The sequence below is a fragment of the Bradyrhizobium sp. CCBAU 45394 genome (assembly GCF_028128655.1).
GTDB lineage: Bacteria > Pseudomonadota > Alphaproteobacteria > Rhizobiales > Xanthobacteraceae > Bradyrhizobium > Bradyrhizobium diazoefficiens.
Window position 1 is genome coordinate 330,525 of sequence record NZ_LBIX01000017.1, and the last position, 18,736, is coordinate 349,260.

Here is an 18,736-nt window from a genome sequence, read left to right on the forward strand (position 1 = left end):
CAGCCGCCACATTCCAGTCGAGGCCGCATTCCTCCCCGCAAATGGCATGGCAGCCATCTTGCGATCGCGATGAACCAAGCGGCCTCCCGGTGGACTCACAGACTTAGGCCGGAATCCGTTTTGCTTTGTCATTGCCCCGATGTCGTCGTGAGGTCTGAGTTTTCGACGTGCAGTTTCTGTTCCGGGATCACCTTCTGGACACCGACCGGCGCGAGCTGAGCCGCGAGCAGGTTCCCGTTTCCGTGGAACCGCAGGTTTTCGACCTCGTCGTCCATCTCATGGAAAATCGCGACCGGGTGGTCAGCAAGGACGAGCTGATCGACAAGATCTGGCACGGGCGCAGCGTCTCCGAATCCACCCTGACCAGCCGGATCAATGCGGCACGCAAGGCGGTCGGCGACAACGGCGCGAGCCAGGCGCTGATCCGAACCATCGCGCGCAAGGGTTTTCGTTTCGTCGGCGACGTCGAGACCAAGCTCGCCGCGGCCGCGCCGGAACCCGGCCGGTGGATACAGGCGCCGCAGACGGCACTCGCACTGCCCGACCGGCCCGCCATCGCCGTGCTGCCCTTCACCAATATGAGCGGTGACCGCGAGCAGGACTATTTCTCCGACGGCATCAGCGAGGACATCATCACCGCGCTGTCGAAGCTGCGCTGGTTCTTCGTCGTCGCGCGCAACTCCTCCTTCGTCTACAAGGGCCGCGCCGTGCACATGCACGAGGTCGCGCGCGAGCTCGGCGTGCGCTACGTGGTCGAAGGCAGCGTGCGGCGAAGCGGCGAGCGCGTGCGCATCTCGGCCCAGCTCAACGACGTCTCGACCGGCAGCCATCTCTGGGCCGAACGCTACGACCGCGAGCTTGCCGACATCTTCGCCGTGCAGGACGACATCACCGAGGCGATCGTCGCCGCGATCGAGCCGCAGCTCTATACGGCCGAGAGCTTTCGCGCCGGGCAGAAGCCGCCGGGCAGCCTGGATGCCTGGGACCTCGTCATGCGCGCATTGTCGCATTACTGGCGCATCACCCGCGAGGACAATGCGGCCGCGCAAGGGCTGCTCGAGAAGGCCGTCGCGATCGATCCCGCCTATGGCAAGGCGCTGGGCCTGCTCGCGACCAGCCATATCTTCGGCGCGCATATGGGCTGGGCCGACATGGCCGCGACCGTGCCGGTCGCCGAACGCGCGGCGCTTGCGGCGGTGGAGGCCGATCGCGAGGACGCCTGGGCTCATCACGGCCTCGCCTATACCTACCTGTTCCGCCGCCGCTTCGACGACGCGCTGGCGGAGTTCGAGCTGACCTTGAGGCTCAATCCGAATTTCGCGATGGCGCACGCCTTCTACGGCGTGACGCTGTGCTACGCGGGACGATGGCAGGACGGCGATGCCGCCGCGCGCCGCGCGCTGCGGCTGAGCCCGCGCGATCCGCTCGCGGCGATCTATTGCGGGGTCGCCGCCTATGCCCAGTTCATCGGCCGCAATTACGAGGCAAGCTTGCAGATGGCGCGGGAATCGATGCGGCAGCGCGCCGATTTCGTCGGCGCACATCGCGTGCTGACGGCGGCCGCCGGCATGCTGGGTGATCCGGCCCTTGCCGCGTCCGCGCTGGAAGGCTTGCGCCGCGCCCAGCCGGGCATCTCGCTCGCCTGGATCACAAGCGAGCTGCCGATGCTGCTGGAGCAGGACCGCGAGCATTATCTGGAAGGATTGCGGCGCGCGGGGATGGAGTAGACTTCTCGCGCAGCATCGAGAGTGCGCCCTCCCCCCACAAGGGGCGAAGGGAGGCGAACAACCTAAGCCACCGCGCGCCGGCCGATGATCGCGAAACGGAGCTTGCCCGAGATGAAATCGATCGCGGCGACCGCGACCAAGATCATCAGGATCAGGAACGACACCTTCTGCCATTCCAGCACACGGATCTGCTCGGCGAGCTGGAGGCCGATGCCGCCGGCGCCGACGATGCCGATGATGGTGGCCGAGCGGGTGTTGGACTCGATGAAATAGAGCACCTGGCCGGCGATCACGGGCAGGACCTGCGGCAACAGGCCGAAGCGGATCTCGTGCAGTGCGCTGCCGCCGGAGGCGCGGATGCCCTCGACCTGCTTCTGGTCGGCGCCCTCGATCGCCTCCGAGAACAACTTGCCGAAGGCGCCGAAATCGGACACGGCGATGGCGAGCACGCCGGCGAAGGGGCCCAGGCCGACGACATTGATCCAAACAAGCGCCCAGATCAGCGTATCGACGCCGCGGATCGAGTCGAGGAAACGGCGGATCGGGAAGCGCAGGATGTTTGACGGCACCACGTTGCGGGCGGCGAGCAGGCTGACTGGCAGCGCGAACAATGCGGCGAGCGTCGTGCCGAGTAGGGCGATCGACAGCGTCTCGCCGAGCGCCTTCAGATAGATCGGCAGCGAGGAGCCGGGATCGGGGGGGATCATCATCAGGCTGATCCAGCCGAGCTGGCTGAGGCCTGCGACGAAGCGCGACGGCGAGAAGTCGAGATCGACGAGGCCGTACACCAGGACCGCGAACGCCGCGACGATCATCGCCGGCATCGCGAGCCGCGCCGAGGCGGGCCGGTCGAACACGTCAGGGTAGCGCGCGCGAAGCTCTCGCGTGTCGACCTCTTGCCGCCGCGTCACGTCCGCGCCTCCCTGCCGAACAGGCGGCCGCGCAGCCAGCCGGTGCTGATGTCGATGACGAAGACGGTGACGATGATGGTGAGCAGGATCGCGCTGACGTCCGAATAATAGAATTTGCGGATGGCGACGACGAGCTCCTGGCCGATGCCGCCGGCACCGACAAAGCCCATCACCGAGGCTTCGCGGACGTTGATCTCGAAGCGCAACAGCGCGTAGCTGGCATAGCCCGCGGTCACCTGCGGCACGACGGCAAAGCGCATGCAGGAGAGCCAGCTCGCGCCGGTGGAGCGGATGCCATCGACCGGCTTCATGTCGGCATTCTCGACGATCTCCGAGAACAATTTTCCGAGCGCGCCGGTGGAATGGATCGCGATCGCGAGCACGCCAGCCATCGGCCCGAGCCCGAAGGCGATCACGAAGATCAGCGCGAAGACGATGCCCGGGACGGTGCGTGCAAATTCGAGCAGACGCCGCACCGTAAAGCGCAGCCAGGGCGCGGGCGAGGTGTTTTCCGCCGCGAAGAAGTTCAGGACAAAGGCGAGGGTCGCACCGGTCAGCGTGCCGACATAGCTGATCAGCAGCGTCTCACCGAGCATCTTCAACCATTTGCGCCAGCCCCAAAGCCACTCGCCGACATCGGTCCAGACCCGCTGGCCGTTGTCGAGCGTGAGGATGCGATCGAAATAGCTGACGAAGTTGCCGAAATAGGTGAAGAAGGTGCGCAGGTTCACTTCGGCGCCGATCGCGGCGAGAAGCAGCGCGGCGGCGAACACCACAACCCCGAGCAAGAGACGGAGCCGCCTGCGCGCGACCGCCTGATTGTAAGCGGTGTTCAGCGCAGCCAGTTGCTGCTCGGGCAGGATCGAAACCGCGAGGGTCATCTGTTCAGGAAAGGTGGCCGATCAAAGAGAAAGAGCCGGGTCCATCGACCCGGCTCGAGTAGCTCGTCCCGAAACTCAGGACGCCTTCTTCTTACGCAGTGCATCGACGAACTTGATCAGCTCGATCGTGCCATCCCAATCCTTGGTGGTGGCGGGATGAAAACCCTTCTTCTGGCCGTCCTGGAGGCGATCGAAGGCCGCCTTGTCCTTGGCCGGAGCGTCGAAGAACGCCTTCGCGATCGCCGCCTTCGCCTCTTCCGGCAGGTCGGAGTTGTAGGCATAGGGGCCGTTGATGATCGGCGCCGACTTGTGGATGATGCGGAAATCGTCCTTCTTCATCGGCGAGCCGTCGGCATTCTTCAGCATGCCCTTGGTCAGCATCTGCGCCAGCGTCGAATCGTCGTCGCTGGTCCACTGGTTGGCCGCGACATCGACCGTGCCCTGCGCCAGCGCCAGGATCGCGTTCTCATGGCTGCCGGTGAAGACGACCTTGCTGAAATAGGTGTCGGCGTCCGCGATTCCCATCTTGTCGAGCTCGAAGCGCGGCACGTTGTTGCCGGACGTCGAGTTCGGGTCGACGAGGCCGAGGTTCTTGCCCTTGAGCTGGTCGATGCTCTTGTAGGGGCTGCTCGCCTTGACGAAGAACACCGAATAGTAGCCGGTCGAGCCGTCGGCGTTGATATCGTTGGCAAAGGCGTCGGTCTTGACGCCGGTCAGGCGGGCGCGGGCGAACGAGGCCGAGCCGTAGCTGGCGATATGGATGTTGCCGGCGCGCTGGCCTTCGATGACGGCGGCGTAGTCATTGGCGATGCGCAGCGTGACCTTCACGCCCAATTCCTTGGAGAGATAGCTCATGAACGGCGCCCAGCGCTCGGTCACGCCCGAGGCGTTTTCCGCCGGAATGACCGCGAAGGTCAGCTCGGGATATTTGGCTTTCCAGTCGTCGGCGGAGGCCGAGGTCATGAATGCGAGCGCGGCGGCGCCGGCAAGAACTAATCTGCGAGTGATCATGATACCCTCTTCATCGGTTGGGGTCGGTTGACGCAAAAATTGGCAACGACAGAAGCGATGCGGCTCAGGCGGCGGCCGCCGTTCCAAGCGCCGGAATGCCCTCGGGCGCCGGCACGGGCGAGCCGCCCATGACGTCGGTGGCTTCGAGATCGTAGAGCTCGCGCGCGACGTGATCGGTCAGCGCAGACGGTGCGCCGTCGAACACCACACGGCCCTGCGCCATGCCGATCAGGCGGTCGCAATAGCTGCGCGCCAAGTCGAGCGAATGCAGGTTGCAGAGCACGGTGATGCCGAAATGCTTGTTGATGCGCAGCAGCGCATCCATCACGATCTTGGTGTTGCGCGGGTCGAGCGAAGCGATCGGCTCGTCGGCGAGAATGATGTCGGGCTGCTGCACCAGCGCGCGGGCGATCGCGACGCGCTGCTGCTGGCCGCCGGAGAGCTGGTCGGCGCGCTGCGCGGCGAGCGCGGCGATATCGAACTGTTCGAGCGCGGACATTGCCAGCGCCTTGTCGTGTTCGGGCCAGGTCTGCGACAGCGAGCGCCAGGCCGGCATCGTCGCGAGGCGCCCCATCAGGACGTTGGTGAGAACATCGAGCCGGCCGACGAGGTTGAACTGCTGGAAGATCATCGCCGAGCGCGCCCGCCACTGCCGCAGCTCCTTGCCGCGCAGCGCTGTGACGTCGGTGCCGTCGAACAGGATGCGGCCCTGCGTCGGCGTCACCAGGCGGTTGATGGTCCGCAGCAGCGTGGACTTGCCGGCGCCGGATCGTCCGATCACGCCGACGAATCCGCCGGGGGAAATTTGAAACGAAGCGTCGTCCACCGCGGCTTTTGCGCCAAAGCGGCACGTCAGACCTTCAACCACCAGCATGCAGGGCTCCAGAGTAGCTGGGACCCACCGCTAACGCCGACGCTTGACACTTGTGTGACATGCACGTTGCGGTGCGGCGATCCAACACACCTCATCCCCTGTCATCGCTGCGTCATGACATTGTCATCGAGCCGCTCGAAGAGGAACGCCCGCCCTCACGCTTCGGATACGACATGGCCGGCAAAGCCCTTTCAGTCCAACCGACCATCGATCCCTCGGCCAAGCTGCACGAGACCCGGCTCGGCGCCTATACCGAGGTCGGCGCGCGCACGATCCTGCATGAAGTGACGATGGGCGATTACTCCTATGTCGTGAACGATTCGCAGATCACCTACACCACGATCGGGAAATTCTGCTCGATCGCGGCGATGACGCGTATCAACCCCGGCAATCATCCGATGCATCGCGCGACGCAGGCGCACTTCACCTATCGTTCCAGCGCCTACTTCCCCGGCGAGAGCGACGACACGGAGTTCTTCGACTGGCGGCGCCAGCATCACGTCCATATCGGCCACGACGCCTGGATCGGCCATGGCGCGATCGTGCTGCCCGGCCGCAACATCGGCACCGGCGCGGTGATCGCGGCCGGCGCCATCGTCACCAAGGACGTGCCCGCCTACACCATCGTCGCCGGCAATCCCGCGCGGATCGTAAGGCGGCGCTTCTCGGAAGAGATCGCCGGACGGCTTGCGCGGCTCGCCTGGTGGGACTGGGATCACGACAAATTGCGTGAAGCCCTGCCCGATTTCCGCAGGCTCGGGATTGAAGATTTTCTCTCCACGTATGAAGCACGGGCACACTCCCCTGCCAGCAAACGAAGCGCGGTCGCGTGACAGACATTTTCCTTGAGGGCGGCCGGGCCCTGATCGGCACCGAGTTGGTCGAGACGTCACTCAGCGTGGCCGGAACGGACATCGCACGGGTCGATGCCGCCCGTGGCCGGGCTCGGCTCGCGATCGATGCGCGCAATCTGCTGGTGTTGCCGGGAATCGTCGATCTGCATGGCGATGCCTTCGAGCGGCAGATGATGCCGCGCGCCGGCGTGGACTTCCCGATCGACGTCGCGCTCGCGGACAGCGACCGCCAGGCGATCAGCAACGGTATCACCACGGTGTTTCACGCCACGACCTGCTCGTGGGAACCGGGCCTGCGCAGCGCCGACAATGCGCGCGGCCTGATGGAGGCGATCGAGCGGCAGCGTCCGCAATTCGCTGCCGACACCCGCTTCCATCTGCGGCACGAGACCTACAATCTCGATGCCGAGGCCGAGATCAGCCAGTGGCTCGCCGAGGGCCGCGTCGACCTGTTCGCCTTCAACGACCACATGGATGGCACCGTCGCCGACATGGCCAAGCCGCGCAAGCGCGACCGCATGGTGGAGCGCACTGGCTTGTCCAGCGAGGATTTTGACGGGCTGGTCGACCGCGTGATCGCGCGCGCCGCCGACGTGCCGGCCTCCGTGTCGCGGCTCGCTGCTTCTGCCCGCGCGGCAGACGTGCGGATGCTCTCGCATGACGATGCGACACCCGCGATGCGCCGGGAATTTCGTGAGCTCGGCGCTGACATCGCCGAGTTTCCGATCAACGAGGAGACGGCGCGGGCGGCGGCGAGCCACGGAGATGCCATCGTGTACGGCGCGCCGAACGTCGTGCGCGGCGGCAGCCACACCGGCTGGACCCGGGCATCCGACATGATCGCAAAGGGGCTCTGCTCGGTGCTGGCGTCGGACTATTACTATCCCGCGCAACTGCTCGCCGCGTTCCGCCTCGCCGCCGATGGCGTGTTGCCGCTGACGGAGGCCTGGAGCCTGGTCTCCGCGGAGCCTGCGCGCGCGACCGGCCTTGCCGACCGCGGCATCCTCGCCGAAGGACGCCGCGCCGACATCCTCCTCGTCGACGACACCGTGCCGCTGCGGCCGCGGCTCGTCGCGGTGATATCGGGCGGAAAGCTCGTGCATCTCACCGATGCGACGCGACTGCTCAGCGCGGCGGCGGCGCCGCGCGAGGCTGTCGTCGCGGCATAAATTGGCTATGCTGAGGCGATGACAGGTTTTCCCCGCTACGCGATCTATTTTGCCGCCGGCGCCGACAGCGCGCTGACCCGCTTCGGCGCCAAGCTGCTCGGCTACGATGCCTACACCGGCGACGAGGTGCCGTTTCCGCCCGAGGCGCTGCACGTTGCACCGGACTGGCGTGACGTCTCTGCCGATCCCCGCAAATACGGCTTCCACGCCACGCTGAAGGCGCCGATGGCGCTGACGCCCGGCAGCACCGAGGCGGAGCTTATGGCAGCCTGCGCGACATTCGCCGAAACGGCGCGGCCGATCCCGGCCATCCGCCCGATCGTCGACACCATCAGCGGCTTCATCGCCGTCATCCCGGCCGAGCCGGTCGATGCGCTCCAGCAGCTCGCCGCCGATTGCGCGCGCGAGTTCGATTCCTTCCGCGCCGCTCTCACCGCGGAAGACCGCGCACGCCGGAAGCCCGACAAACTCACCGAGCGGCAGCGCGATTATCTCGACCGCTGGGGTTACCCCTACGTCATGGAAGAATTTCGCTTCCACATGACCCTGACTGGGCGGCTGGATGCAGAGCGCCGCGGACCGATCCTGGAGATGTTGCGGACGCGGTTCGCGTCGCTTCGTCTCGACACGCTGGCGATCGACCGCCTCGCCCTGTTCAGGCAGGCCGAGACCAAGGCGCGCTTCCGCATCATCGGCGAGTGGGCTTTGGCGCGATAGACCTCAGCGCCAGCTCGCAAGATTGAAGGCGAGCGCCACCGCGCCAACCAGAACGAGGCTGGTCGCCCAGACTGCATCCAGATTGAACCAGCTGCGCGAGACGAACTTCAATCCCAGATAGCGGTAGACCAGCCACGCCAGAGATCCGCCGGCGCTGACCATGGCGGCAACGTGCACCAGGGACACCAACACCGCCATCCCGAGACTTGCCTTCATCAGCGCGCCCGCCGCCTCATGGCCGGCATCGAGCTCGAGGGCCTGGCAGAGCCCGAGATAGATCGGCACGAGCATCAAGGCCGCGCCGTGGGCAATGGCAACGGCGAATGACCAGAGCGCCAATTGCGTTGGCGGAATTCGTGCCAGCGCGCGGGGATGGCGCCGCTCGATCAGCCGATAGACACCGAAGCCGATGACGAGAAGGCTCGCACTGATCTGGATCGAACGCTGCCACTCGGCCAGCACGAGCAGGAACGCGAATGGCAGCAGCACGAAAAGTGTTGCCAGGAGATGTCCGGCCGCCAGGGCCCACAACGCACGGAACAGCGCGCGTGGGTTCTTGTCCATGAGCCCGGCCGAAACAGCGAGCGGCCATCCCATTCCCGGGTTGACCCCGTGGTAGAGACCGCTCGCAACAAGAGCGAGCCAAAGCCAGCCAAGCGCCGGGCTCGCGTGCGCCCCATCTAGACCGACGGGTAGCAAAAGGAATCCGTCGAACAATCGCCGCCCTCGAGCCTGATCTGGTGCGCACGATATCCGTCGGGGAAGCTCACGAAATAGTCCTTGTCGAGCTCGAGGCCGCCGTTGCCGCCGACATTGGCCATGACTTCCACGCCCGGAACCCCGTCGGGATAGAACTGATCGTCCCAGGTGGAATAGAGCGAATTGGTCCAGTACACGCGCCTGCCGTCGCGGCTGATCTCGACCATCTGCGGACCGGCCGCAAATGCCTTGCCGTTCGGATGGGGGGTGCGGCGCGCGATGCCGCCGATGTGGACCGAGCCCGCAAGCTTCGGCTTTCGCGGATCACTCACATCGTACTGGCGCATTTCACCCGTGCCCCAGCACGAGACATAGAGGAACCGGTCATCCATCGACAGGTCGATGTCGGTCACCAGCGGCGGCACGGCGCCAAATCCCTGCAGCAGCGGCGGGAGCTTCTCCTTTGGCGCGGGTTCGGGAGGGATCGTCGCCGTCTTCTCGGCATGGAATTTTCCGCCTTCGCGCCACCAGGTCCAGATCGATGCTTCGAGGTTGGTGGTGTCGACCACAACGCCAACGAAGCCGTATTCGCGAACCGGATCGTGCGCGGGCCGCACCTCCAGCGCCATCTGATGATTGGCGCCGAGGTCGATGGTTTGCACATTGCGCCGGGCGCGAAGGTCCCAGAAGTGGAGACGATGGCCATATTTGTTCGACAGCAGATCTTCCGGAACGATCCCGTTCTCGAACTGCGGCGGCAACGCCCATTCGCTCGTCACCATGTAGTCGCGCGGCAGATTCCACCAGAAATCATAATGCAGCGTTTGCGGGCCGCGGTCGATCTCCCATCGTCCAAGGACCTCGAACGTCTCGCAATCCATGATGAAGACGCCCGGAGGTCCGTTGGTGCCGTCCTTGCCGCCGCCGCCCAGCGTGCTGACATAGATGCCGTCCGGCCCGCAATGGATGGTGTGCGGGCGCGAGTAGCCGGTCTTCTTGAAGACTTCCTCTGGTTCGATGATCTTGTGGATCTTGGCTTTGGTCGGATCGGGCTTGGTATCGATGATGTAGATCCGCGACGAGCGCAGCCCGGGGATGATGAGATAGCGCCGCTCGATGAAGGCGTGTCCGGCGAGCGGCGACAAGGCGGAAGAGCAGGCATTCCAGCCGAAGTGATGAAACTCGTCGCCTTTGTTGGGCATCGTCACGGTGTGGACGATCTGGCCATAGGTCGGCGATCCCGGGTTGACGTCGATGACCGCAAGAGCATCCGGCTTTGAGAAATCCGGACTGAGCAGCAACGTATAGGCAAAGTTCTCCGCAGGTGCTTCCATCGCAAGCTTGGGCGATGCGTGAAAGGTGGGATCCGGCCTCATCGTCATGGCACTGCCTCCCTGTTCTGTCGGTTCGCGCCAACCTGGCTCGGGACAGCGGCATATTGAAGAACTGGTGCGCGATGTCTTGAGCTGCTCCGCGGGCTTCGTTGGCGAGCCTACAATATGTCATCGCCGGGCTGCGGGAAACGGCCCGAGCCGCGCCAATTCGACGCCTTCCGCCAAATGGAAGCCGGCGGGATCAGGCCAGGGCCCCTCACACTCGGTGTCGTCCCGGCGAAGGCCGGGACCCATACCCCCAGGGAGGGGTTTGGCGAAGGCTAGTAGTAAAAGTCTTCCCGCGGTACCAACACCTGCGTTCACCGATAGATCACGCGGTATGGGTCCCGGCCTTCGCCGGGACGACGACTGGGGAATTGGCCGCTACTTCCCCCACCGCAGCGCCAGGGCATCCCGCTCCTTCGCCAGCTCCAGCAGCCCCGCGCGCGTCGCGGGATGCAGCGGCTGGAGCGGATGGCGCACGGCGTCCGATTTGATCACGCCGCCGGCCTGCATCATGGCCTTGCAGGCGATCAGGCCGCATTGGCGGTTCTCGTAGTTGATCAGCGGCAGCCAGCGCTCATAGGCGGCTTTCGCTTCCTCGCGCTTGCCGGCGAAATAGGGATCGATGATCTGGCGGATGCCGTCGGGATAGCCGCCGCCGGTTATGGCGCCGGTGGCGCCGGCGTCAAGATCGGCGAGCAGCGTGATCGCCTCCTCGCCGTCCCACGGGCCTTCGATATCCTTGCCGCCCGCCTCGATCAGGCTGCGGAGCTTTGCGGCGGCGCCCGGCACCTCGATCTTGAAATAGCGGATGTTGGCGAAGTCGCGCGACAGCCGGGCGAGCAGCTCGACCGACAGCGGCGTGCCGGCCACCGGCGCGTCCTGGATCATGATGGGAATATTGATCGCGCCGGAGAGCACCTTGAAGAATTCGACGATGCCCTTCTCCGGCACGCGAAACGTCGCGCCGTGATAGGGCGGCATGACCATCACCATGGCGGCACCGGCCGCTTCGGCCTGCTTGCTGCGCGCCGCACAGACGGCCGAGCTGAAATGGGTCGTGGTGACGATGACGGGAACCCGGCCCGCGACATGCTCCAGCACCGCATGCATCACGGTTTCGCGCTCGGCGTCGGTGAGCACGAACTGCTCGGAGAAATTGGCGAGGATGCAGAGGCCATTCGAGCCTGCATCGATCATGAAATCGATGCAGCGGCGCTGGCCCTCGAGGTCGAGCTCGCCGCGCTCGTCGAAGATGGTGGGCGCGACCGGGAACACGCCGCGATAGGGGCGCTGGGCCTTGTGGTGGGGCGTAACCGGCATCGAACTCTCCATCCCTGATATTCCTGCACATCTAGCGCCGCACTCGCGCGGCACGACAGATGTACTCGGGGCGCGGATCGGCGGCAATGCCGATCCGCGTTCCGTTGGAACAGGGATGTGAAAGTTACGCGGTCTTCACCGCGCCGAGGAAACCTTCGACCGCGACGCGGAGGCGATCGGCGTCTGCCGACATCTTCTTCACGGATTCCGACAGCACCGTGCCGGCGTTGCCGGTTTCCTGATTGAGCTTGGCGACGCTGCCGATGGTGTCGGTCACCTCACGGGTGCCTTGCGCGGCCTGCTGGAAGTTGCGCGAGATCTCGGTGGTGGCCGCCCGCTGCTGTTCGACGGCGGCCGCAATCGCGGTCATCTTCTCGTCGATGCCGCTGATGGCGCCGCCGATGGAACGGATGGCGGTTACCGCCTGACCGGTCGCGCCCTGGATCTCCTCGACCTGGCGGGAGATCTCTTCGGTGGCCGTCGCGGTCTGCGCGGCGAGACTCTTGACCTCGCCGGCGACCACGGCAAAGCCGCGGCCGGCCTCGCCCGCGCGTGCGGCCTCGATGGTGGCGTTCAGCGCCAGCAGATTGGTCTGGCCGGCAATGGCGTTGATCATCTTCACGACCTCGCCGATGCGGCTTGCGGTCTGGTCGAGGATCTCGACCGTGGCGTTGGTCCGCTCGGCCTGCGACACGGCTTCGCGGGCCTCGCGCGCGCTCGACTGCACCTGCGCCGAAATCTCGCCGACGGAGGCCGAGAGCTCCTCGGTCGCGGCGGCGATGGTCTCGAGATTGTTGGTGGCCTGCTCGGCAGAGGAGGCGACCGCCGCGGTCTGGCTGCTGGATTCCGAGACCGGCGTACGCACATCGGTCGCCGTCGCATCGAGCTCCCGCGCCGACGCGGCAACGCCGTGAATGACGGCCTGCACGGTGTCGTCGAAGCTGCGGCAGGCGGCATCGACGGTGCCGGAGCGGGCAAGCTGGAGCGCCTGCTGCGATTCGCGTTCCTGACCGAGACGCTCCGCGGTCGCGGCGCTCTCGCGCAGGCTCTCGAGCGCAGCCGCCATGGTGCCGAACTCGTCGGGATACCGGGATTGCGGAACCGGTGTCGCATAATCTCGCGCGCCGATGCGGGCGATGGCATCCAGAATGGCGCGCACTGGACGCATGAGGCGCGTGCGCACCACATAGACGCCGGCCAAGGTCACCGCGAGCGCCACAAGGAAGGCGAGCGACTGCACGACGAGATTGGTGAGGGCCTTGGCCTGAACGGCCTCGGCGCGCGCGATCGACTGGTCCAGCGCCTTGTTCGCGACCGCGACGATCGACGCGAACGGCGACTGGCACAGCGCATTCCATTCCGAGGCGGGCATCGCGGGCTTGCCGCTGCCGTCAAAATTCCTGGTGAGCTCTCCGATCTGCTTCAGGACGCCGTCGGTCTTGGCCTTCGCGTCCGACGCTGCCGTAACCAGCTCCGCCGTCACCTCGGGCGCAGCCAGCAACTCGGCCATCCCCGCCCAGCCAGAGGCGATCGTGCCATCCCATTGCGCCACCGACCGCTTCTGAACGTCGTCGAGCGGCTTGCTGCTGTTGACGTTCGAGCGCAGCGACGAACAATGGACCCCATAACGGTCGCGCACCTGCCAGGCAAAGCGGCGAACCTGAATCATGCGGGCGATGTAGGGATCGTTCATCCAGGCGCGGTTTGACACCGCGGTGGAGGCGAGGTTCGCGATGTCGATGACCTTGGTGACGGCATCGTACCAGACATTGGTACGCTCCATCTTGCGCTCGGCCCGCGGACGCTTGGCTTCGTCGTAGAACAACTCGAACTGCGGCGCGGCTTCGTTCCAGCGCTGCTTCAGCGTATTCGCGAGCTCGTCGCGCCGGTCGAATTCGATCGTGGAGAGCGCCGAAGCGATGGATTCATAGCCGGCCTGCTCGGCCTTCTCCGCGGCTCCCAACTTGGCGCGCGGCTCGTCCTCGCCGAGCAGCGCGCTCTGGGCGTCGCCGCGATTGTTGCGCAGCGACAGCACGCCGTGGAAGATGGTCTTGTCGGCGGCGGCAAGCCGCGCGGTTTCGAGACTGTCGCTGTAACGGCCGAAGGCCCCGACCATCTGGATCGCCGTGCTGGCCAGCGCGCCGGCCGCAAGCAGGGCCATCAAGGTCAGAAGAAGCGAGCTTACCGATTTCTTAAACATTGCCATGAGGTCAAGGGGCCTACTCTTCAACGAGTGGCCACCTTGCATCGCAACCTGCCAATGTTTCGTTAAGGTTTTAGTCGATTTGAGCCGGCTCCGCCTGCACCCATTCGGGCGGCCCGCCGCTCCTTACGCGACTTTCGTAAAATCGGGCGCCCGGCGCTCGGCAAACGCCGTGAACGCCTCACGCGCCTCCGCGGTGCGCAGGCGCTGCGCGAACTGCTCGCCCTCCGCCTGCATCTGCGCGACCAGCGCCTCGCCGTTACGCATCAGCTTCTTGGTGGCGGTGAGCGCGCCGGCCGGCTGGAGGGCGAGACGCTGCGCCAGCGCGAGGGTCTCGGCGTCGAGCTTGTCGAGCGGCACAACGCGGTTGGCGAGCCCCCATTCCAGCGCAGCCTTCGCCGGCACCGTCTCACCCAGCGCAAACATCTCGTAGGCGCGGGCATAGCCGATGCGCGCCGGCATCAGCAGGCTGGAGGCGGCTTCCGGCACCAGCGCGAGGCTGACGAAGGGCGTGGACAATTGCGCGTTGTCGGCGAGCACGACGAGATCGCAATGCAGCAGCATCGTGGTGCCGACGCCGACGGCGCGGCCCTGCACGGCCGCAACCAGCGGCCGCGTGCAGCGCGCCAGCGACTGGATGAAGCGTATGACGTTGCGGCTGCCTTCCGACTTTCCGGATGCGACGGCCGCGAACTCTCCGACATCGTTGCCGGCGGTGAACATGTCGCCCTCGCCGCGGATCAGGATCACGCGGGCGGACGGATCGATTTCGGCGGACTCGATTGCATCGGCGAGCTTGCCGTACATCGCATCGGTCAGCGCGTTCTTCTTGTCGGGGCGCGCCAGCGTGAGCGTGAGAATTCCACCGTTGTTCTCGATCCGGACGTGCTCGGTCATTGGGCTCTCCTCTTATTCCTCTGGATCTCTTGCAGGGTCTCGTGAAGGGTCTCTTGGAAACTTGTCCTGAATGCTCGTCAGCCAGCGCGCGACGATGTCGATCTCGGCGCTGGTAAATCCGTCCGTCAGCGCCGCGTTGATCTCCGCGGCCGAGGTTTTCGCCTGTGCCAGCACGGTACGCCCCTTCGGCGTCAGCCACACGCGCCAGGCGCGCCCGTCCTCGCGATCGGCCCGCCGCTCGATCAGCCTTGCGGCTGCGGTGCGGTCGACGAGGCCCGAAATACCGGCCGGCCCCATATCGAGCGCCGCGCCTGCCTCTCCCATCAGGACGCCGTCCTGCCTGCCGAGGATGAACAACAGCCCCGCCTGCGCCGGCGTCACCTCGCTCTCGGGCTGCGCGGCCATCCAGCGCTGCAACCGGCGTTGTGCGACGTTGAGCAGGTAGATCAGCCGGTGATGCCTCGTTGCGGCGTCTTTATTTCGCATGCGAAATAGATAGCCGAGGCCGACCGGATTGTCAAAGGGGCGGCTGCCGGGACTAGGCAGCGCGACAGCCGTCCAGAAACAGTGCCGCGCAGGTCTTGACGCGCCGCTCGATGTCCTTGCGTGACGGCAGCGCCAACCCGCCATAGATCGCCGCACGCTGCGGCGCCGACGCGACCATGCCGATCAGCATCCCGGCGGCCTCCTCGACGTCATCGAGCGCGATGCGCTTCTTCTTCACCTGGGCACGCAGCCAGCCGGCAAGCGCCGTGACGGTGCGGGAGATGCCGTTCTTGTAGAAATGGGCTGCAAGCTCCGGGAATGCGGCCGATTCCTGCAGCACCATGCGCTGCAACGCCACGACTTCCGGATCGAGCGCGAGGTCCGCGCAGGCCAGCAGCGCGGCGCGCAGGCCCTTTTCGATGTCGACCTCGTCGCTCGCCTGGAGATCGACCGCGGAGAGCAGCCGCTCGAGCCTGTCGGCGCACATCGCCTCGAACAAAGCAGCCTTGCCGGGAAACAGACGATAGAGCGTCTTGGTGGAGATGCCGGCGCGGCGCGCCAGCTCCTCGGTGCTGGTCGCCGCATAGCCGTCACCGGCAAAGGCCTGCCGTGCGGCCTCGAGAACGATTCCCTTCGTCTCTGCGTCGCTGCGCAGTTGCGGCCGCCCGCGGGGGCGGCATTCGTTTTCCGATTTTGCCTGAGCCATGTCTTTAAATGATGCCTGTCATTCCATTGACAATTCCAAAGCTAGTCGCATTTTGGAAATTATCAAGTTTCCTAATTCAGGGGAGCCGGCCATGACCGTCCACACCACCCCGACTGCTGCCGCCCAGACCGCCCTTCCAACGACCGCCCTGGAGGGGGTCCTGCCCGCCGCGCCGGTCCAGGCAAGCCGGAAAAAGCTCAATTTTCGCAAGCTGTTGCTGATGGGAGCCGCAGCCGTCGCGCTGGCCGGCGCCAGCTGGTACGGCTACGACTACTGGACCGTCGGCCAGTACCTCGTCTCCACCGATGACGCCTATGTGAAGGCCGACAACACCACGATCGCGCCGAAGGTCAGCGGCTATCTCAACCGGGTCCTGGTCGCCGATAACGAGCATGTGAAGGCCGGTCAGGTGCTGGCCCGGATCGACGACCGCGACTTCCGCGTCGCGCTTGACCAGGCCAGGGCCGATGTGCAGGCGGCGAACGCGACGATCGCCAGCAAGGAAGCGCAGCTCGAGGTTCAGCAGGCGGTGATCAAGGCCGCGCGCGCCACGCTCGACGTCGACCAGGCCGCCCTCACCTTCGCCGCTCAGGACAACAAGCGCTACACCGATCTCGCCGCGACCGGCTCCGGCAGCGTGCAGAATGCGCAGCAGGCGCAATCGCGCATCGCCTCGGCGCAAGCGACGCTCGAACGCGACACCGCCAACCTCGCCTCCGCTCTCAAGCAGGTCGACCTGCTCAAGGCCGAGATCGTGCAGGCCAAGGCGGCGGCCGCGCGCGCGGAAGCCGTGCAGCACCAGGCCGAGCTGAACCTCGGCTACACCACCGTGATCTCGCCGATCGACGGCGTCGTCGGCAACCGCTCCTTGCGCGTCGGCCAGTTCGTGCAGGCGGGAACGCAGCTGATGTCGATCGTGCCGACTGATGGCGCCTATGTCGTGGCCAATTTCAAGGAGACGCAGCTCACCCACGTGCAGGCGGGACAGGCCGTCGACATCGAGGTCGACATGTTCCCGGGCCAGATCGTGCACGGCCGCGTCGATTCCATCGCACCCGCCAGCGGCCAGGAATTCGCGCTGCTGCCGCCCGACAACGCCACCGGCAATTTCACCAAGGTGGTGCAGCGCATCCCGGTCAGGATCGCGCTCGACGCCGCGCATGGACCCGCGATTGCGCTCCGGCCCGGCATGTCCGTGATCCCGACCATTGCAACACGTTCGACCGCGCCGGCCGCGAATGCGGCCGCCGCGCCCAAAGCGAAGCTCGTCTCCGGAGGGTCGTGCCATGTCAAACAGCCTTTCAATTTCGACGCAAGCAGCACCGGCCGCGACGCCTGATCGCGCCGTCGCCGATCCTGCCCGCGCGAGCGCCGCGACCTGGATCGCCGTGCTCGCCGCCATGATCGGCTCGTTCATGGCGATCCTGAACATCCAGATCACCAACGCCTCGCTGCTCAACATCGAGGGTGGCATCGGCACCGGCGCGGACAACGGCTCCTGGATCTCGACGTCGTATCTGATCGGCGAGATCATCGTGATCCCGCTGACCGACTATTTGAGCCGCGTGTTCTCGTTCCGCCGCTACATGCTGGCGAGCGCGTCGCTGTTCGCCGCCTTCTCCGTCGCCTGCGCCTTCACGCACGATCTGCCGTCGATGATCGCGATGCGCGGCCTGCAAGGCTTTGCCGGCGGCGTGCTGATCCCGATGGCGTTCACGCTGGTGCTGACCAAGCTGCCGAAGCCGCAGCAGCCGGTGGGGCTCGCGATCTTTGCGCTGTCCGTGACCTTCGCCCCGGCGATCGGCCCGACCATCGGCGGCTATCTCACCGAAACCTACGGCTGGCGCACCATCTTCTTCGTCAACGTGATCCCGACCGCGGTGATGGTGGCGGCGCTCTATCTGACGCTGGAGAAGCAGAAGATGCAGCTCGGCCTCCTGAAGGAGGGCGACTGGGCCGGCATCGTCACCATGGCGATCGGACTGTCGGCGCTGCAAGCGGTGCTGGAGGAAGGCAACAAGGACGACTGGTTCTCCTCGCCCTTCATCGTCAAGCTCGCGGTGATCGCGGCCGTCAGCCTGACGCTGTTCATCACGATCGAGCTCACGATCGAAAAGCCGCTGATCCGGCTGCGCCTCCTCGCTCAGCGCAATTTCGGCTTCGGCACGCTCGCGATGACCATGGTCGGCTTCGCGCTGTTCGGCTCGGTCTACATTCTGCCCGCCTATCTCGGCCAGGCGCAGGGCTATAACGCCGAGCAGATCGGCAACGTGCTGGCCTGGACCGGCCTGCCGCAGCTCGTGCTGATCCCGCTGATCCCGAAACTGATGCAGCGCTTCGACACGCGCTACATCGCGATCACCGGCCTTCTGATCTTCGCCTACAGCTGCTTCATGAACACGGCGATGTCGCCGGACTATGCCGGCGACCAGCTCTGGATCCCGAACATCGTGCGCGCCGTGGGGCAGGCGATGGTACTGACGCCGCTGACCTCGGTGCTGACGGGCGGCATCGCACCGCAGGATGCGGCCGCAGCCTCCGGCATCAGCAACATGTTCCGCAACCTCGGCGGCGCTATCGGCACGGCGACGCTTGCCACCATCATCACCAAGCGCGAGCAATTCCACTCCAACATCATCGGCCAGTCGGTCACGCTCGGCCGCGAGGAGGTCCGCAGCCGCATCGCGCAGATGACGGACTACTTCATCGCGCACGGCGTGCCAGACCCCCATGCCGCGCGCGAGCAGGCCATCATCGCGCTCGGCAAGACCGTGAAGCGCCAGGCGCTGGTGATGGGCTATTCCGACACCTTTGCGGTGATCGGCGTCGTGCTGGTGCTCGCCGCGATCGCGGTCCTGCTGACGCGGCGGGTGAAGGCGGCGGGTGGACCGGCGCATTGAGC

17 protein-coding genes are annotated in these 18,736 nt (G+C 65.8%); 6 read left to right on the forward strand and 11 right to left on the reverse strand.

The window, feature by feature from the left end; genetic code table 11:
* Positions 1-167: 167 nt before the first annotated feature.
* On the forward strand, positions 168-1,727 hold the full coding sequence (locus WN73_RS11005) for a winged helix-turn-helix domain-containing tetratricopeptide repeat protein (RefSeq protein WP_271552714.1): 1,560 nt from the start codon (positions 168-170) through the stop codon (positions 1,725-1,727).
* A gap of 62 nt (positions 1,728-1,789) precedes the next feature.
* Here the strand turns inward: WN73_RS11005 and phnE (WN73_RS11010) are convergent, their stop codons facing one another.
* The 4 genes from phnE (WN73_RS11010) to phnC form a co-directional block, all read right to left on the reverse strand.
* Positions 1,790-2,638: a phosphonate ABC transporter, permease protein PhnE gene (gene phnE, locus WN73_RS11010; RefSeq protein ID WP_060908939.1), complete on the reverse strand. Its 849-nt coding sequence runs from the start codon at positions 2,636-2,638 to the stop codon at positions 1,790-1,792.
* The gene (gene phnE, locus WN73_RS11015) at positions 2,635-3,519 is read right to left on the reverse strand and encodes a phosphonate ABC transporter, permease protein PhnE (RefSeq protein ID WP_271552716.1); all 885 of its coding nucleotides are present in this window, start codon (positions 3,517-3,519) and stop codon (positions 2,635-2,637) included. Before phnE (WN73_RS11015) ends, phnE (WN73_RS11010) begins: the two co-directional genes overlap by 4 nt.
* Positions 3,520-3,594: 75 nt before the next feature.
* The gene (gene phnD / locus WN73_RS11020; protein WP_271552717.1) at positions 3,595-4,530 is read right to left on the reverse strand and encodes a phosphonate ABC transporter substrate-binding protein; all 936 of its coding nucleotides are present in this window, start codon (positions 4,528-4,530) and stop codon (positions 3,595-3,597) included.
* Positions 4,531-4,594: 64 nt separating this feature from the next.
* Complete coding sequence (gene phnC, locus WN73_RS11025) at positions 4,595-5,404, reverse strand: phosphonate ABC transporter ATP-binding protein (protein ID WP_011090670.1); 810 nt, start codon at positions 5,402-5,404, stop codon at positions 4,595-4,597.
* Between the two features lie 173 nt (positions 5,405-5,577).
* Between phnC and WN73_RS11030 the strand changes: the two genes are divergently transcribed.
* The 3 genes from WN73_RS11030 to WN73_RS11040 are packed head-to-tail and all read left to right on the forward strand — an operon-like array spanning position 5,578 to position 8,144.
* Positions 5,578-6,237, forward strand: coding sequence for a chloramphenicol acetyltransferase (locus tag WN73_RS11030; RefSeq protein WP_028175524.1), 660 nt, complete (start codon positions 5,578-5,580; stop codon positions 6,235-6,237).
* On the forward strand, positions 6,234-7,427 hold the full coding sequence (locus tag WN73_RS11035) for an alpha-D-ribose 1-methylphosphonate 5-triphosphate diphosphatase (RefSeq protein WP_028175523.1): 1,194 nt from the start codon (positions 6,234-6,236) through the stop codon (positions 7,425-7,427). The genes WN73_RS11030 and WN73_RS11035 overlap by 4 nt, the downstream gene beginning before the upstream one ends.
* A gap of 18 nt (positions 7,428-7,445) precedes the next feature.
* The gene (locus WN73_RS11040; protein ID WP_028175522.1) at positions 7,446-8,144 is read left to right on the forward strand and encodes a DUF1045 domain-containing protein; all 699 of its coding nucleotides are present in this window, start codon (positions 7,446-7,448) and stop codon (positions 8,142-8,144) included.
* Between the two features lie 3 nt (positions 8,145-8,147).
* On the opposite strand, the gene WN73_RS11045 is transcribed toward WN73_RS11040, so the two are convergent.
* The 7 genes from WN73_RS11045 to WN73_RS11075 form a co-directional block, all read right to left on the reverse strand.
* A complete protein-coding gene (locus WN73_RS11045) occupies positions 8,148-8,741 on the reverse strand; it encodes a hypothetical protein (RefSeq protein WP_074077602.1) in 594 nt (197 codons plus the stop codon).
* Between the two features lie 83 nt (positions 8,742-8,824).
* Positions 8,825-10,225 carry a selenium-binding protein SBP56-related protein gene (locus tag WN73_RS11050; protein ID WP_028175520.1) on the reverse strand — a complete coding sequence of 467 codons (1,401 nt, stop codon included), beginning with the start codon at positions 10,223-10,225 and terminating at the stop codon, positions 8,825-8,827.
* Positions 10,226-10,600: 375 nt separating this feature from the next.
* Positions 10,601-11,542, reverse strand: a complete 942-nt coding sequence (locus WN73_RS11055) for a dihydrodipicolinate synthase family protein (RefSeq protein ID WP_271552720.1) — start codon at positions 11,540-11,542, stop codon at positions 10,601-10,603.
* A gap of 124 nt (positions 11,543-11,666) precedes the next feature.
* Positions 11,667-13,748, reverse strand: coding sequence for a methyl-accepting chemotaxis protein (locus WN73_RS11060; protein WP_271552721.1), 2,082 nt, complete (start codon positions 13,746-13,748; stop codon positions 11,667-11,669).
* A 123-nt stretch (positions 13,749-13,871) separates the two neighbouring features.
* Positions 13,872-14,642, reverse strand: a complete 771-nt coding sequence (locus WN73_RS11065) for an enoyl-CoA hydratase (RefSeq protein ID WP_271552724.1) — start codon at positions 14,640-14,642, stop codon at positions 13,872-13,874.
* A 12-nt stretch (positions 14,643-14,654) separates the two neighbouring features.
* Positions 14,655-15,128, reverse strand: a complete 474-nt coding sequence (locus WN73_RS11070) for a MarR family winged helix-turn-helix transcriptional regulator (protein ID WP_271552725.1) — start codon at positions 15,126-15,128, stop codon at positions 14,655-14,657.
* A gap of 52 nt (positions 15,129-15,180) precedes the next feature.
* On the reverse strand, positions 15,181-15,834 hold the full coding sequence (locus WN73_RS11075) for a TetR/AcrR family transcriptional regulator (RefSeq protein ID WP_060908949.1): 654 nt from the start codon (positions 15,832-15,834) through the stop codon (positions 15,181-15,183).
* Between the two features lie 91 nt (positions 15,835-15,925).
* Between WN73_RS11075 and WN73_RS11080 the strand changes: the two genes are divergently transcribed.
* Entirely contained in the window at positions 15,926-17,173 is a 1,248-nt protein-coding gene (locus tag WN73_RS11080; protein WP_039187204.1) for an HlyD family secretion protein, read from the forward strand.
* Positions 17,121-18,734, forward strand: a complete 1,614-nt coding sequence (locus tag WN73_RS11085; RefSeq protein ID WP_271552726.1) for an MDR family MFS transporter — start codon at positions 17,121-17,123, stop codon at positions 18,732-18,734. Before WN73_RS11080 ends, WN73_RS11085 begins: the two co-directional genes overlap by 53 nt.
* Positions 18,735-18,736: the final 2 nt, after the last annotated feature.